The organism is Streptomyces sp. NPDC088097, from assembly GCF_044741845.1.
In the GTDB taxonomy this organism is placed as follows: Bacteria; Actinomycetota; Actinomycetes; order Streptomycetales; family Streptomycetaceae; genus Streptomyces.
This window is the reverse complement of the sequence record NZ_JBIUTJ010000009.1, coordinates 170,483-185,370: the sequence shown is the minus strand read 5'-3', so window position 1 is coordinate 185,370 and position 14,888 is coordinate 170,483. Positions and strand designations below refer to the sequence as shown.

The 14,888-nt window shown below is 70.3% G+C and carries 14 protein-coding genes; 8 read left to right on the top strand and 6 right to left on the bottom strand.

Going from position 1 to position 14,888, the window contains the following annotated elements:
* Positions 1–196 precede the first annotated feature (196 nt).
* Positions 197–868 (top strand): VC0807 family protein, encoded by a 672-nt coding sequence (locus tag ACIOD1_RS24410; protein WP_365614516.1) that lies wholly within the window; start codon positions 197–199, stop codon positions 866–868.
* A gap of 108 nt (positions 869–976) precedes the next feature.
* Here the strand turns inward: ACIOD1_RS24410 and ACIOD1_RS24405 are convergent, their stop codons facing one another.
* Positions 977–2,359, bottom strand: coding sequence for a glycine--tRNA ligase (locus ACIOD1_RS24405; protein ID WP_365614519.1), 1,383 nt, complete (start codon positions 2,357–2,359; stop codon positions 977–979).
* Between the two features lie 154 nt (positions 2,360–2,513).
* Here ACIOD1_RS24405 and ACIOD1_RS24400 point away from each other — a divergent pair, with 154 nt between their 5' ends.
* The 4 genes from ACIOD1_RS24400 to ACIOD1_RS24385 are packed head-to-tail and all read left to right on the top strand — an operon-like array spanning position 2,514 to position 5,640.
* Positions 2,514–3,482, top strand: a complete 969-nt coding sequence (locus tag ACIOD1_RS24400; protein ID WP_365614522.1) for a metal ABC transporter substrate-binding protein — start codon at positions 2,514–2,516, stop codon at positions 3,480–3,482.
* A complete protein-coding gene (locus ACIOD1_RS24395) occupies positions 3,482–4,297 on the top strand; it encodes a metal ABC transporter ATP-binding protein (protein WP_365614525.1) in 816 nt (271 codons plus the stop codon). The genes ACIOD1_RS24400 and ACIOD1_RS24395 overlap by 1 nt, the downstream gene beginning before the upstream one ends.
* The gene (locus ACIOD1_RS24390) at positions 4,297–5,160 is read left to right on the top strand and encodes a metal ABC transporter permease (protein ID WP_365614528.1); all 864 of its coding nucleotides are present in this window, start codon (positions 4,297–4,299) and stop codon (positions 5,158–5,160) included. The genes ACIOD1_RS24395 and ACIOD1_RS24390 overlap by 1 nt, the downstream gene beginning before the upstream one ends.
* 51 nt (positions 5,161–5,211) lie before the next feature.
* Entirely contained in the window at positions 5,212–5,640 is a 429-nt protein-coding gene (locus ACIOD1_RS24385) for a Fur family transcriptional regulator (protein WP_150519707.1), read from the top strand.
* 38 nt (positions 5,641–5,678) lie between these two features.
* Here ACIOD1_RS24385 and ACIOD1_RS24380 read toward each other — a convergent pair whose 3' ends face one another.
* From ACIOD1_RS24380 to leuA, 5 genes are all read right to left on the bottom strand, one after another.
* The gene (locus ACIOD1_RS24380) at positions 5,679–6,500 is read right to left on the bottom strand and encodes an isoprenyl transferase (RefSeq protein WP_365614531.1); all 822 of its coding nucleotides are present in this window, start codon (positions 6,498–6,500) and stop codon (positions 5,679–5,681) included.
* Positions 6,501–6,511: 11 nt separating this feature from the next.
* A complete protein-coding gene (gene recO, locus ACIOD1_RS24375; RefSeq protein ID WP_365614534.1) occupies positions 6,512–7,258 on the bottom strand; it encodes a DNA repair protein RecO in 747 nt (248 codons plus the stop codon).
* Between the two features lie 106 nt (positions 7,259–7,364).
* Complete coding sequence (locus ACIOD1_RS24370; RefSeq protein ID WP_365614537.1) at positions 7,365–8,924, bottom strand: nucleobase:cation symporter-2 family protein; 1,560 nt, start codon at positions 8,922–8,924, stop codon at positions 7,365–7,367.
* Positions 8,925–9,561: 637 nt separating this feature from the next.
* Entirely contained in the window at positions 9,562–10,251 is a 690-nt protein-coding gene (locus ACIOD1_RS24365) for a TerB family tellurite resistance protein (protein WP_365614540.1), read from the bottom strand.
* 254 nt (positions 10,252–10,505) lie between these two features.
* Entirely contained in the window at positions 10,506–12,269 is a 1,764-nt protein-coding gene (leuA, locus tag ACIOD1_RS24360) for a 2-isopropylmalate synthase (RefSeq protein ID WP_401904573.1), read from the bottom strand.
* A gap of 376 nt (positions 12,270–12,645) precedes the next feature.
* Between leuA and ACIOD1_RS24355 the strand changes: the two genes are divergently transcribed.
* The 3 genes from ACIOD1_RS24355 to ACIOD1_RS24345 all read left to right on the top strand — a co-directional run bounded on the left by ACIOD1_RS24355 (position 12,646) and on the right by ACIOD1_RS24345 (position 14,882).
* A complete protein-coding gene (locus ACIOD1_RS24355) occupies positions 12,646–13,725 on the top strand; it encodes a M4 family metallopeptidase (protein WP_401904571.1) in 1,080 nt (359 codons plus the stop codon).
* A gap of 10 nt (positions 13,726–13,735) precedes the next feature.
* Complete coding sequence (locus ACIOD1_RS24350) at positions 13,736–14,008, top strand: protealysin inhibitor emfourin (RefSeq protein WP_365614549.1); 273 nt, start codon at positions 13,736–13,738, stop codon at positions 14,006–14,008.
* A 61-nt stretch (positions 14,009–14,069) separates the two neighbouring features.
* Positions 14,070–14,882 carry a GNAT family N-acetyltransferase gene (locus ACIOD1_RS24345; RefSeq protein ID WP_365614552.1) on the top strand — a complete coding sequence of 271 codons (813 nt, stop codon included), beginning with the start codon at positions 14,070–14,072 and terminating at the stop codon, positions 14,880–14,882.
* Positions 14,883–14,888 lie beyond the last annotated feature (6 nt).

The following is a 14,888-nucleotide window of genomic DNA, read 5'->3' as shown; positions in this document are numbered from 1 at the left end:
GGGCCTGACGGAGCCGGCCTGTCCGGAACTGGCCCGTCCGGACAGCTTGGAGATCATTTTGGACGGGATGCCCTTGTCCTGTCCCTGTCGCCTCTTTACGTTCCCCCTACCGCACATCATCGGGCACGTCCCAGGGGGAACCTTGTCAGCGCACGAATCTCAGGCAGCAACACCCACGCAACCCGCGCGTTCGGGGGTGGCCACGGCGATCGGCTGGATTCTGACGATCGGCCTCAACGTGGTCGCGCCGATCCTCACCTTCAACACGCTCACCCAGGACCACGGCTGGAGCGATTTCTCGGCCCTGCTCCTCAGCGGTATCTGGCCGGTCCTCGACAGCGTCGTCCACGTGGCCTGGCGCCGCAAGCTCGACGAGTTCGCCATCGTGACCCTGGTCTTCCTGGTGATCACGGCGTTCGTGACGCTCGTCGGCGCCCACACGGCCCGGACCCTGCTGATCAAGGACTCGGCGGTGACCGGGCTGTTCGGCGCGCTCTGCCTCGCCACCCTGCTGACCCCGCGGCCGTTGATGTTCTACTTCGGCCGCAAGTTCGGCACGGACGGCACCAAAGAGGGCGTGGCCTACTTCAACAGCCTGTGGCGGTACCCCGATTTCCGCAGGGCGATGCGGCGGATGAGCACCGTCTGGGGCGTGGCCTACCTCATCGAGGCCACGCTGCGCGTGGTGCTCGCCTTCGTACTGCCCACGGCCACGATGGTCACCCTGAGCCCGTTCCTCATCTACGGGTTCCTCGGCGGCCTGATCGTGTGGACCGTCCGCTACTCGAAGCGGACCCAGGCCGAGGGCGAGGCCCGGGCGGCGGCCGCCCTGGCGGAGGCCTCCGGGGCCGGCGCGGCGCCCGCGTGACGACGGGGCCGCGGTCGCGCGGCCCCCGGACACGCCGGTGGCCCGGTGCGCTGATCGCGCACCGGGCCACCGGTCGTTCAAGCGAAGCGGTCCGACAGTCCGACAGGACTAGCAGCCGAGCAGGCGGCTGGCCAGGTAGGACTGGATCTGGTCCAGGGAGACGCGCTCCTGCTTCATGGTGTCGCGCTCGCGCACGGTCACCGCGTTGTCGTCGAGGGTGTCGAAGTCGACGGTGACGCAGAACGGCGTACCGATCTCGTCCTGACGACGGTAGCGGCGGCCGATGGCGCCCGCGTCGTCGAACTCGATGTTCCAGTTCTTGCGCAGGTCGGCGGCGAGACCCTTGGCCTTCGGCGACAGCTGCGCGTTGCGCGACAGCGGCAGCACGGCGACCTTGATCGGGGCCAGGCGCGGGTCGAAGCGCATCACGGTGCGCTTCTCCATGACGCCCTTGGCGTTCGGGGCCTCGTCCTCGTTGAACGCGTCGAGCATGAAGGCGAGCATCGCGCGGTTCACACCGGCCGCGGGCTCGATGACGTACGGGGTGTAGCGCTCACCGGCCTCCTGGTCGAAGTAGGTGAGGTCCTGGCCCGAGGCCGCCGAGTGCGCCTTGAGGTCGAAGTCGGTGCGGTTGGCGACGCCTTCGAGCTCGGAGAACTCGTTGCCACCGAAGTTGAAGCGGTACTCGATGTCGGCGGTGCGCTTCGAGTAGTGGGAGAGCTTCTCCTTCGGGTGGTCGTACCAGCGGATGTTCTCCTCACGGATGCCGAGGTCGCGGTACCAGTTCCACCGCTCCTGCATCCAGTACTCCTGCCACTGCTCGTCCTCGCCCGGCTTGACGAAGAACTCCATCTCCATCTGCTCGAACTCGCGGGTGCGGAAGATGAAGTTGCCGGGCGTGATCTCGTTGCGGAAGGACTTGCCCATCTGCGCGATGCCGAAGGGCGGCTTCTTGCGGGAAGTCGTCTGCACCTGGGCGAAGTTGGTGAAGATGCCCTGGGCGGTCTCCGGACGCAGGTAGGCCTTCGAGCCGGTGTCCTGGGTCGGGCCGAGGTGGGTCTCCAGCATGCCGGAGAACTGCTTGGGCTCGGTGAACTGGCCCTTCACACCGCAGTTGGGGCAGTTGATGTCGGCAAGACCGTTGGCGGCCGCGCGGCCGTGCTTGGCCTCGTACGCCTCTTCCAGGTGGTCGGCGCGGTGACGCTTGTGACAGGAGGTGCACTCGGTCAGCGGGTCCGAGAAGGTCGCCACGTGGCCGGAGGCCACCCAGACCTCCGGGGCCAGGATGACGGAGGAGTCGATGCCGACGATGTCCTCACGCCCGGTGACCATGGCCTTCCACCACTGACGCTTGATGTTCTCCTTCAGCTCGACACCGAGCGGGCCGTAGTCCCAGGCGGCCTTGGAGCCGCCGTAGATCTCACTGCACGGGAAAACGAAGCCACGGCGCTTGCTCAGGCTGACGATGGTTTCGATCTTGTCGGCGGCCACGGTGCTCTCTTCATTACGAGGACGAACGGCGAAGACTCCAGGTTACCGGCGCCCTCACCCCCCCTATCAAATCGGGGGACCCTTCAACGGACCCCGGCAGTCCGCTCACCTGGCTTTTTGACAATCGTTTCCATCTTTGATGAAAATGGATGTCATGAACGTACGCCGCCTCATACCCGCCGCCGCCCTCGCCGGAGCCGTCGCCCTCGGCGCCACGGCCCTCACCGCCTGCTCCGGCGCCGCCGGTGGCGGCAAGGACGCGGACGGCAGGTTGGCCGTGACGGCGTCGTTCTATCCGATGCAGTTCCTCGTGGAGCGGATCGGCAAGGACCACGTGAAGGTCGACTCCCTGACCAAGCCGGGCGTCGAACCGCACGACCTGGAGATCACCCCGCGACAGACCTCGCGGCTCGCCGCGTCCGACGTGGTGGTCTACCTCAAGAGCCTCCAGCCCGCCGTGGACAAGGCGGTCGAGCAGTCCGGCGTGAAGAACGTCGTCGACGCCGCCGCCCTCACCACCCTGGAGACCCACTCCTCCACCGCCGGTCACGACGGCCACGGCCACGCGGCCGAGGGCGACGGGCACGACCACGGCGAGGCCGGCACCGACCCGCACGTCTGGCTCGACCCGACCAAGTACGCGGAGATCGCCAAGGGCGTGGGCGCGGCCCTGGAGAAGGCCGACCCGGACCACGCCGCCGACTACAAGAAGAACACCGACGGGGTGGTCGCCGAGCTGGGCGCCCTGGACACCGAGTTCAAGGACGGCCTGAAGAACACGGCCTCCCGGACCTTCATCACCACGCACGCCGCCTTCGGCTACCTCGCCGAGCGCTACGGCCTGGAGCAGCAGGGCATCTCCGGCGTCGACCCCGAGGCCGAGCCCAGCCCGGCCCGGATGAAGGAACTCCAGGCCGTCGCCAAGACCGACCACGTGACCACCGTCTTCTTCGAGGCGCTGGCCAGCGACAAGACCGCCAAGTCCCTCGCGAAGGACACCGGTCTGAAGACCGACGTCCTCGACCCGCTCGAGGGAATCACCGACACGTCCCAGGGCGCTGACTACTTCGAGGTCATGCGGTCCAACCTGAAGAACCTCCAGAAGGCACTCGGGAGCAAGTAATGGCAGTAACGGAGGCGCGCGCCATGCAGTCCACGCCGCAACAGGCCCCGGACGACACCGTCATATCCCTGCGCGGGGCGACGGCCTCGCTCGGCTCGCGCCCCGTGCTGCGCGGGGTCGACCTCACCGTCCGGCGCGGTGAGGTCGTCGCGCTGCTCGGCGCCAACGGCTCGGGCAAGTCCACGGCCGTGCGCGCCGTGGTCGGGCAGGTCCCGCTGACCGACGGCGAACTGTCCCTCTTCGGCACCGACTTCAAGCGCTTCCGGCAGTGGTCGCGGATCGGTTACGTCCCCCAGCGCACCACCTCGGCCGGCGGCGTGCCCGCCACCGTCCGCGAGGTCGTCTCCTCCGGCCGGCTGGCCCGCTCCCGCTTCGGCCTGCTGCGCAAGGCCGACCGGGCCGCCGTCGAGCACGCCCTGTCCCAGGTGGACATGGAGGACCACGCCGACGCCTCGGTCAACGCCCTCTCCGGCGGTCAGCACCAGCGCGTGCTCATAGCCCGGGCGCTCGCCGCCGAACCCGAACTCCTGATCATGGACGAGCCGATGGCGGGCGTGGACCTGATCAACCAGGAGGTGCTGGCGAGCGCCGTGCGCCGCCAGGTGGCCGTCGGAACCACCGTCCTGCTCGTCCTGCACGAGCTGGGCCCCCTGGAGCCCCTGATCGACCGGGCCGTCGTCCTGCGCGACGGCTGCGTCACGCACGACGGCCCGCCCCCCGAGGCCCTCGGGCAGCACGCCCTGCCGGGCCACGACCACGTACACCCCCACTCGGCGCACGGCGCCGAACCCCTGCGGACGGGACTGCTGAGCTGATGGGCCTCCTCAACGACCCCTTCATGGTGCGCGCGCTGATCGCCGCCGCGCTGGTCGGCGTGACCGCGCCCGCGATCGGCACGTACCTGGTCCAGCGCCGTCAGGCGATCATGGGCGACGGCCTCGGTCACGTCGCGATGACCGGTGTGGCGCTCGGCCTCGTCATGAACACCAGCCCGGTGTGGATGGCCACCCTCGTGGCGGTCGTCGGCGCGGTCGGCATGGAAGTGATCCGCTCCCGCGGCCGGACCAGCGGGGACGTCGCCCTGTCCCTGCTGTTCTACGGCGGCCTGGCGGGCGGCGTGATGATCATCAACGTCGGCGGCGGCTCCACCGCCAAGCTCCTCGGCCCGATGTTCGGCTCGATCACCCTGGTCCAGGCCGAGGACGTCGTCGCGATGGCGATCCTGACCGCCTTCGTCCTCGCCGTCACCATCGGTCTGCGCCGTCAGCTCTTCGCCGTCTGCCAGGACGAGGAGTTCGCCAAGGTCACCGGCCTGCCCGTGCGCGCCCTGAACCTGCTGATCGCGATCACCGCCGCCGTCACCGTCACCGTCGCCATGCGCATCGTGGGCCTGCTGCTGGTCAGCGCCATGATGGTGATCCCCGTCGCCGCCGCCCAGCGGCTCACCCGCGGTTTCGCCGCGACCCTGGGCCTGGCCATCGCGATCAGCCTCGGCGTCTCCCTGGCCGGCACGACCGTCACGTACTACGTGGACGCGCCCTCCGGCGCCACGATCGTGCTGCTCGCCATCGCCGTGTTCATCGTGCTGACGGGACTGTCCGCGCCCCTGGCCCGACGCCGGGCGAACGCGGCGCGCGCCGCCGAGGAAGTCTGCACCCATGGCGACGTGAAGGTCTGAGGAGGGCGGCCGCCTGGCACAATGAGCCGAGGCCGAAACGAGGAGGAACCGGTGGCGACTGCGCCTGGCGAGACGAATACCGCGCCAGTACGAGGACGGTCCACCCGGCAGCGGGCCGCCGTCGCGGCGGCGCTGGACGAGGTGGACGAGTTCCGCAGCGCCCAGGAACTGCACGACATGCTCAAGCACCGCGGTGACTCCGTGGGCCTGACCACGGTCTACCGGACCCTCCAGTCCCTCGCCGACGCCGGCGAGGTCGACGTGCTGCGCACCAGTGACGGCGAGTCCGTCTACCGGCGCTGCTCCACCGGGGACCACCACCACCACCTGGTCTGCCGCAAGTGCGGCAAGGCGGTGGAGGTGGAGGGCCCGGCAGTGGAGAAGTGGGCCGAGTCCATCGCGGCCGAGCACGGCTACGTGAACGTGGCCCACACCGTCGAGATCTTCGGCACCTGCGCGGACTGCGCGGCCGCGGGCTAGGTCAATACCGCTGGGCCGTCCGGAGACGGCCCGGCGGATCAGCCCGTCGAGCCCTCGGACTGGTTCGGGACGGCTCCACCGAAGCGGCGGTCGCGCTGGGCGTACTCCAGGCAGGCCGCCCAGAGGTTGCGGCGGTCGAAGTCCGGCCACAGCACGTCCTGGAAGACCATCTCGGCGTACGCGCTCTGCCACAGCAGGTAGTTGGAGGTGCGCTGCTCACCGGACGGCCGCAGGAACAGGTCCACGTCCGGCATGTCCGGGTAGTACATGTACTTCGCGAGGGTCTTCTCGTTGACCTTGGACGGGTCCAGCCGGCCCGCCGCCACGTCCCGGGCGATGGCCTGCGCCGCGTCCGCGATCTCGGCGCGGCCGCCGTAGTTCACGCAGAAGTAGAGCGTCATGGCGTCGTTGTCGACGGTCTGCTCCTGGGCCACCTGGAGCTCCTGGACGACCGACTTCCACATCTTCGGCATGCGGCCGACCCAGCGGATCCGGATGCCCAGCTCGTTCATCTCGTCGCGGCGGCGGCGGATGACGTCCCGGTTGAAGTTCATGAGGAAGCGGACCTCGTCGGGCGAGCGCTTCCAGTTCTCGGTCGAGAAGGCGTACAGGGAGAGGTTCTTGACGCCCATCTCCAGGCAGCCCTTGAGCACGTCGAGGACGACTCCCTCGCCGACCTTGTGGCCCTCGGTGCGCGGCAGGCCGCGCTCCTTGGCCCAGCGCCCGTTGCCGTCCATGACGATGGCCACGTGGTTCGGGACCAGCTCGCCGGGGATCTTCGGCGGGCGCGCACCGGACGGGTGCGGCTCGGGAACCTTGTACTCGCGGCGAGAACGTCCCAGAATCCCGCGTCGTGCCATGTGCCCAGCTCCTATTTCTCGACGTATCGCAGGGAGCGTAGCCCGCGCTCCAGATGCCAGTGCAAATAGGCCGAGACCAGCCCGCTGCCCTCCCGCACGTGGCGCGCCTCGCAGGCGTCGGCGTGCTTCCAGTCGCCCGTCAGCAGCGCGCTGAGCAGTGCGACGGCCTCCGACGAGGGTACGACGGAGCCGGGGACGCGGCAGTCTCCGCATATGACCCCGCCCGCGGCGACGGAGAAGTGCCGGTTGGGTCCGTGGATCCCGCACTTCGCGCAGTCCTCGAAGCTGGGCGCGTAGCCGTTGACGGCGAGGGAGCGCAGCAGGAAGGCGTCGAGGATGAGGTGCGGCTCGTGTTCGCCGCGCGAGAGGGTGCGCAGGGCGCCGACGAGCAGCAGGTACTGCTGTACGGAAGGCTCGCCCTCGTTCTCGGTGAAGCGTTCGGCGGTCTCCAGCATCGCGGTGCCGGCGGTGTAGCGGGCGTAGTCGGTGACGATGCCGTTGCCGTACGGGGCGATGATCTCGGTCTGGGTGCACAGGGGGAGGCTGCGGCCGATCAGCTCGCTGCCCCGGGCGAAGAACTGCACGTCGGCGTGGGAGAAAGGTTCCAGCCGGGCGCCGAACTTGGACTTCGTGCGACGCACTCCGCGCGCGACGGCGCGCACGCGGCCGTGGCCCCGGGTGAGCAGCGTGATGATGCGGTCCGCCTCGCCCAGCTTCTGGGTGCGCAGCACGATGCCGTCGTCGCGGAACAGACTCATGCGCCCATTGTCACCTGTTCGAGCCCCCCTCCGGGGACAGCGCCGGCCCCCGCCCGGACGGATCCGGACGGGGGCGGCACCCCTTGGGAGGTTCTGGGGAGGTGGATCAGGAGGCGGGGGCTCCCGCTCCGTCCGCCTGCTCGGCCGTCTTCACCGAAGCCGGGGCCGAAGCCGGGGCCGGGGCGGGAGCCGTGGCCGTGGCCACCGGGGCCGGTGCGGTGAGCGGTGACGCCGCCGAGGCGGGGGCCACGACCGGGGGCTCGGCGGCCTGGGCGGGCACGGCGCCCTGCGGGACGTTGTGGGCGTCGCCCTTGGTCAGGCCGTTGAAGAGGAGGTTCATGACGATCGCGGCGGTGGCACCGAGGGTCACACCGCTGTTGAGCAGGGAGGAGAGGTCCGCGCTCATGTGCTTCTCGAAGAAGGCCGGGACGGTGGCCGGGAAGAGGGCGAAGGCGAGGGAGACGCCGACGATGAGGGCGTTCTTCTCCTCCTTCAGGTCCACCTTGCCGAGGGTCTGGATGCCGGCGAGGGCGACCATGCCGAACATCACGGTGGCGGCGCCGCCGAGCACACCGGGCGGGATCGCGGCGACGATCGCGGCGGCCTTCGGCAGCATGCCCAGGATGATCATGAAGACACCGGCGGCCACGACCACGAAGCGGCTCTTGACCTTGGTGACCCGGACCAGTCCGACGTTCTCGGCGAAGGCCACGTACGGGAAGGAGTTCAGCAGACCGCCGATGGCCGTCGCGGCGCCGTCGGCGCGCAGGGCGCGGGCCACGGTCTCGCTGTCGATGTCCTTGCCGACGATCTCGCCGACGGCGTAGGTGTCACCGGTGGTCTCGACCATGGTGATCAGCATGACGATCAGCATGAGGAAGATCGGGAACCATTCGAACTTCGGGGCGCCGAAGTGGAAGGGCGTGGTGACGCCGACCCAGTGGGAGGCGCTGACCGCGTCGAACTTCGCGTCGCCCAGGACGAAGGCGAGCAGCGTGCCGCCGACCAGGCCGAGCAGGACCGCGATGCTGGCCAGGAACTTGCCGCCCAGGCGCATCACCAGCAGGACGAAGAGCATGGTGCCGGCCGCGTAGGCGAGCTGGCCCGGGTCGCCGCCGTCGCCGACCAGCGGGGCTCCGCCGACGGTGTCCTTGAGGGCCACCGGGAGGAGCACGATGCCGAGGATGGTGATGACGGTGCCGGTGACCACCGGCGGGAAGATCGACATCACCGCGCGGAAGGCCTTGGCGGGCAGCCAGGCGAAGGCGAAGGTGGCGAGGCCCGCCGTGATGACGGCGCCGTAGATGACCAGGAGGGCCGCCGTTCCCCCGCCGGCGCCCAGACCGATGGCGATCATCGGGGAGACGGCCGTGAAGGTCACGCCCTGGATGATCGGCAGCCGGGCGCCGACCCTCCCGATGCCCCAGGCCTGGATGATCGAGGCGATGCCGCAGGTGAAGAGGTCCGCGTTGATCAGGTAGACGAGCTGTTCAGGGCTCAGCTTGAGCGCGCTGCCCACGATGATCGGAACGATCACCGCGCCGGCGTAGAACGCGAGTACGTGCTGGAAGCCGTACAGCGCGAGCTTGGGGAGGGGGAGCACCTCGTCGACCGGGTGCGTGCTCTGCTCTCCGTTGTCGGAGAGCCGGGCGGCGACACGTGCCATCTCTGCCTTGCCCTTCAAAGAGGTAGGTGAGTGAGAGGAATCTGGTGGTCCCTCGGCCGGAGTGGGTCGTCAACCCGTTGGTCCGCCGAGGTCGTCAGTGGGAACACGCCGATCGAAGCGCCGCTGTGTTTCCGGCGGTGTCTCGTCGTGTGACCGGAATTGAACGCCTGTGGGTGGGCTCACACATATCGTCGACTTCGACAAAGTGTTGACGTTCCGGGACATCCGATCTGGAGGTTCCTCCCATGGCGCGGACCCCGGGGCGGGGGGTATGGGCGCCGGAGCGAAACGTCCCCGCCTTTCGCCGCGCCGACGCGCACCGCACCCGCCCTGACAGGCCCGGACGGCGTTCGCACGCCGTCGGCCGCGCACGGGCGAGCGCATGGTTCCGGCCGTCCAAGGCGTGGATGGTTCCCGACGGAAGGATGTGCTCCACCCGCCGGGGCGGGTCGTCAGGGGCTCTGTTTCACGCCTGTGAGGCCGGATCGTTACCTCTGGCGCGGCTCTTTCGGCCGGTTTCGGATGCGGAAGGGGCGGGTGGGGTCCCACTGCGTGAGACGGACCCCCGCCGGGCACGCGAACGGGCCCGGCGGGGAGTCCCCCACCGGGCCCGGAAACCCGCCTTCGCGTACGGGGCCTACGGCGCGCGGACCGCCGAGAGCAGGCCGGCGACCTCGTCCGAGCCCATCCGCAGCGCCGCCCCGACGGTGGCCAGCACCTCGCGCTCGGCCGGGATGTAGGGGCCGTCGGCCAGGGCCACGCGGGCGCCCTGGAGCAGGATCGACTCCCGCCCCGGGCCCGCCAGGTGCGGGGCCAACGGTTCCAACGCCTCGTGCAGCTCGATCGCCAGCGAGGCCCCGCAGCACTCGGGCCCGTCGTAGAGGCCCAGCCGGCCCTCGTCGGTCGCCAGCGCCTCCACGAGGGACTCCAGCTGCTCCTCGGTGCAGTCCTGGAAGCCGGCGCCCCGTACGGCCGACACGGCCGCCTCCAGGGCGCTGTGCGAGGTGGTGCCGCCGGCCGCCAGGACGGCCAGGGTCACCGTGTGCACGGCGTCCCGCAGCAGCGAGGAGAAGCGGGTGGTCGTGAGGTGGTCGAGCACCTCGGTGCCGAAGCGCTCGCGGCAGGCCTGGCATTCGATGACGGGCTCGGCCTCCCCGCGCGGCAGCACGGGCACTCCGAGCACGGTGAGCCGGCGCCGCCCGGTGCGCCGTCGGTAGTTGCGGTCACCACCGCAGCCCGGGCAGAAGAACTCCCCGTCGCCCACGGTGCTCCAGGTGGTACGGATGCCCCAGGCCTTCCGGCCGTCCCGACCCCGAACTGGCAGCACGTCACACCTCCGTAACGCCCCCGTCGCCCTTGGGACGACGGGAGGGACCCCCACGGCAACATCGCCGGGTTGGCGTGATGTTAGCCACATCGATGCGGATGTGTCAGGCGTGTGACAGGACAACCTCGTCCGGGGACCCGTAGTTGGCCGATCCGCGCCCCCCGTTCACGCCCCCCGCGCAGGCCTCCGGGGCCCGGGAACGACGCGGCCCCGCCCCTCCGTGAAGGAGGAGCGGGGCTCTCATGCGTACGGGATCAGCGGCCCGCGCGGTTGACGGCCGAGATGACCGCCTTCAGGGAGGCGCGGGTGGTGTTGGCGTCGGTGCCGATGCCCCACAGGACGCGGCCGTCGATCGCGCACTCGATGTACGAGGCGGCCACGGCCGAGGCGCCCTCGCTCATGGTGTGCTCGGTGTAGTCCAGCAGGCGGGCGTCGATGCCGATGCCGGCCAGCGCGTCGAAGAAGGCCGAGATCGGACCGTTGCCGGTGCCGTTCAGGACCGAGTCCACGCCGTCCACGACCGCCTCGACGGTCAGCGTGTCCGTGCCGTCCTTGTCGGTGGCGGTCGAGCCGGAGCGCAGCTGGATGCGGCCCCACGGGTTCTGCGGGTTGGGCAGGTACTCGTCCTGGAAGACGTTCCAGATCGCCTGCGGCGTGACCTCGCCGCCCTCGGCGTCGGTCTTGGCCTGGATGATCCGCGAGAACTCGATCTGCATGCGGCGCGGCAGGTCCAGCTTGTGGTCGTTCTTCAGGACGTACGCGATGCCGCCCTTGCCGGACTGCGAGTTGACCCGGATGACCGCCTCGTAGGAGCGGCCGACGTCCTTCGGGTCGATCGGCAGGTAAGGGACCGCCCACTCGATGTCGTCGACGGTCTTGCCGGCGGCGGCCGCGTCGGCCTCCATGGCGTCGAAGCCCTTCTTGATGGCGTCCTGGTGGGAGCCGGAGAAGGCGGTGTAGACCAGGTCGCCCGCGTAGGGGTGGCGCGGGTGGACCTCCATCTGGTTGCAGTACTCGCTCGTGCGACGGATCTCGTCGATCTGCGAGAAGTCGATCTGCGGGTCGATGCCCTGCGAGAACAGGTTCATGCCCAGGGTGATCAGGTCCACGTTGCCGGTGCGCTCGCCCTGCCCGAACAGGCAGCCCTCGATGCGGTCGGCGCCGGCCATCAGGGCCAGCTCGGCGGCGGCGACGGCCGTGCCGCGGTCGTTGTGCGGGTGCACCGAGATGCAGATGTGCGCGCGGCGGGTCAGGTTGCGACCCATCCACTCGAAGCGGTCCGCGTGGGTGGAGGGCGTGGAGCGCTCCACGGTGGCGGGCAGGTTCAGGATGATCTCGCGGCCCTCGGCCGGCTGCCAGACGTCACAGACGGCCTCGCAGACATCCAGGGCGAAGTCCAGCTCGGTGTCGGTGAAGATCTCCGGGCTGTACTGGTAGCCGAAGATGGTCTCCGGTCCCAGCAGCTTGTCGGCGTACTCCATGACCAGCCGGGTGCCGTCGACGGCGATCTGCTTGATCTGCTCCTTCGAGCCGCGGAAGACCACGCGGCGGAAGGTCGGGGCGGTCGCGTTGTACAGGTGCACGGTGGCCCGGTGGGCGCCGATCAGCGACTCCACGGTCCGCTCGATCAGGTCCTCGCGGGCCTGGGTCAGTACGGAGATGGTGACGTCGTCCGGAATCGCGCCCTCTTCGATGATGGAGCGCACGAAGTTGAAGTCGGTCTCGCCGGAGGACGGGAAGCCGACCTCGATCTCCTTGTAGCCCATGCGCACCAGCAGGTCGAACATCTCGCGCTTGCGGGCGGGGGTCATCGGGTCGATCAGCGACTGGTTGCCGTCCCGCAGGTCCGTGGACAGCCAGCGGGGGGCCTTGGTGACGCGGGCGTCCGGCCAGGTGCGGTCCGGGATGTCCACCTGCTCGTAGGAGCCGTACTTGTGGATCGGCATCCCGGAGGGCTGCTGGGAGTGGGTCGCGTTCGTGATGGGCGTGGGGCGACCGACAAAAGGCTGCTGGCTCATGGCGTTGGGCTCCTCGCGTGTCCGCGTGTAGTTCGCTGGAACGGCCGACGGCGGTCGAAGAACCGCAACACCAAACTCCGCGGGGAGGGGGTCGGCCTACGACTACAGACCCTCGCCGCGGCAGCTAAGGAGAAGCAGCCCGAAACGCATGATGGGCCGAGCCTAGCCGAGCCGCGCGGTGACGCGAGGACCTGTTTCAGTATGCAAGACCCCGAGGTCCGATTTACACCCTTTGTGAACTAAGCCTCTTTTGGTAGCTGGAGGTCCGGTGGAGGTCAGGTCGATCCGTCAACGCGGCGCGGCCGCTTTCAGACAGTCGAATGAATCATGGTCGCGGCTAGTGACACAGCCGTGACGCACTGCCACATTGCCGGGCATGGACGTCTCCCTTTCTCCTGGTCACCCCGCCCGTCATCCCGTCTTCTGCACCGTCGTGCCCCCGCACCTGCTCGACAAGGCCGCCCGGTCCGATGACGCCGCCCGGGCCGACGCCGCTCAGCGGACGCTCGAACAGGACGCCTTCCTGCGGACCCGGCGCCGGATCAGCACCGTCCGCGGGGTCGTCGTCCCCACGGCGGACGAGCCGGTCCCGGACCATCCGCTGCGGACCGTGTACGACGCCGGGCACCGCACCCGACTGCCCGGGACGAAGGTCCGCGCGGAGGGCTCCGAGCCGAGCGCCGACGCCACCGTCAACCGCGCCTACGCCGGGCTCGGGGCCACGTACGAGCTGTTCCTCAAGGGCTTCGGGCGGCGCTCGATCGACGGTTCGGGGCTGCCGCTGGACGCCAGCGTGCACTACGGCGAGGACTACAACAACGCCTTCTGGGACGGGCAGCAGATGGTCTTCGGCGACGGGGACGGGGACCTGTTCCTCGACTTCACCGTGTCGGTCGACGTCATCGGGCACGAGCTGACCCACGGGGTCACCCAGTACACGGCGAACCTCGACTACCACGGACAGTCCGGGGCGCTCAACGAGTCGATGTCCGACGTCTTCGGCTCGCTCATCAAGCAGTACGCGCTCGGCCAGAGCGCCGACCAAGCGGACTGGCTGATCGGCGCCGGGCTGCTCGGCCCGAACGTCACCGGCGTCGCGCTGCGGTCGATGAAGGCGCCCGGGACCGCGTACGACGACGACGAGCTGGGCAGGGACCCGCAGCCCGCCACGATGGACGGCTACGTCACCACCTCGCGCGACAACGGCGGGGTCCACATCAACTCCGGCATCCCCAACCACGCCTTCTACCTGGCGGCGACGGAACTGGGCGGAAAGGCCTGGGAGCGGGCCGGGCAGCTCTGGTACGACACCCTGACCGGCGGCGAGCTGGGCTCCAGGGCGGACTTCGCGGAATTCGCCCGGCTGTCCACGGCGGCGGCCGTGACCCGGTACGGGGACGGCGGCGCCGAGCACCGGGCCCTGCAGAAGGCGTGGGCGACCGTGGGCCTGGGGTAGGACCCCCCTCATGCGGATCGAAGTGGTGCGGACGGGCGGCTTCGCCGGGATCGAGCGCCGGGCCGAGGTGGACACCTCGGGCCGCCCCGACGAGGACGAGTGGCGGGCGCTGGCCCTGCTCGCCCTGCGGCCCGACCCGGAGCGGGCGCCGGGCCCGGGCGGGGTCCGGGACGGGTTCTCGTACCGGATCACCGTGGACGGCCGGACGGTGTCCTGCCGGGACCCGCACCTCTCGGACGCCCAGCGGAGCCTGATCACACGGGTGCTCAAGGAGGGTGCGTAGGCCGTCCCCGGCTGCCCAATATGGGATGCCCCGGTCGGCCGGGTTTTGCTTGGATGACCGCATGACCACAACGATCTTGGACACGCTGGAGCAGTACTACGACACCGTCCCCCGCCGGGGCGGTGCGCGGGGCGAGGACTTCGGGCCGCTGACCCTGTTCGTACAGGAGGGGCAGGGCTGGCCCTACTACGCGCGGCCCACCCCCGGGGCCGGGCCCGCCACCGCGGCCGACGTACGGCGGGTGCTGGAGCGGCAGCGGGAGTTGAAGCTCCCGGAGGCCTTCGAGTGGGTGGCCGAAACCAGCCCCTCCCTGCGGGCCCCGGTGGAAGCGGCCGGGCTGGAGGTCCACGAGCACCCGCTCATGGTCCTGGACCCCGACGCGCAACCCCTCCCCCCGCACCCCGACGTACGCCTCCTCGGCCCGGCCGACCCCCTGCTGCTGGCCGCCGTGACGGTGCCGGCGCTGGGCTTCGCCGCTCCGGGCACCGCCCTGGGCGAGGCGGGCCCGGCGGAACTGGCGCGGGCACAGGAGGATCCGTCCGCGCCGGCCCGCCGGGACCGGGTGTCGGACATGCTCGCGCGGAACCTCACGGGCATGGCGGCGGCCGTCCGCGACGGGGTCGTGCTCTGCTCCGGCCAGTACAACCCGGTCGGCGGGGTCGCCGAGGTCGTGGCGGTCGCCACCCTGCCGGCCGCCCGGCGCCAGGGGCTGGCCCTCGGGGTGACGGCGGCGCTGGTCGCGCACGCCCTCGCGGCCGGCGCCGGGACGGTGTTCCTGTCGGCGGGGGACGAGGACGTGGCCCGGATATACGCCCGGGCCGGTTTCCGCCGAGCGGGAACGGCCCTGATCGCGGAGCCGCCCGCGCAGGGGTAGCCGTAC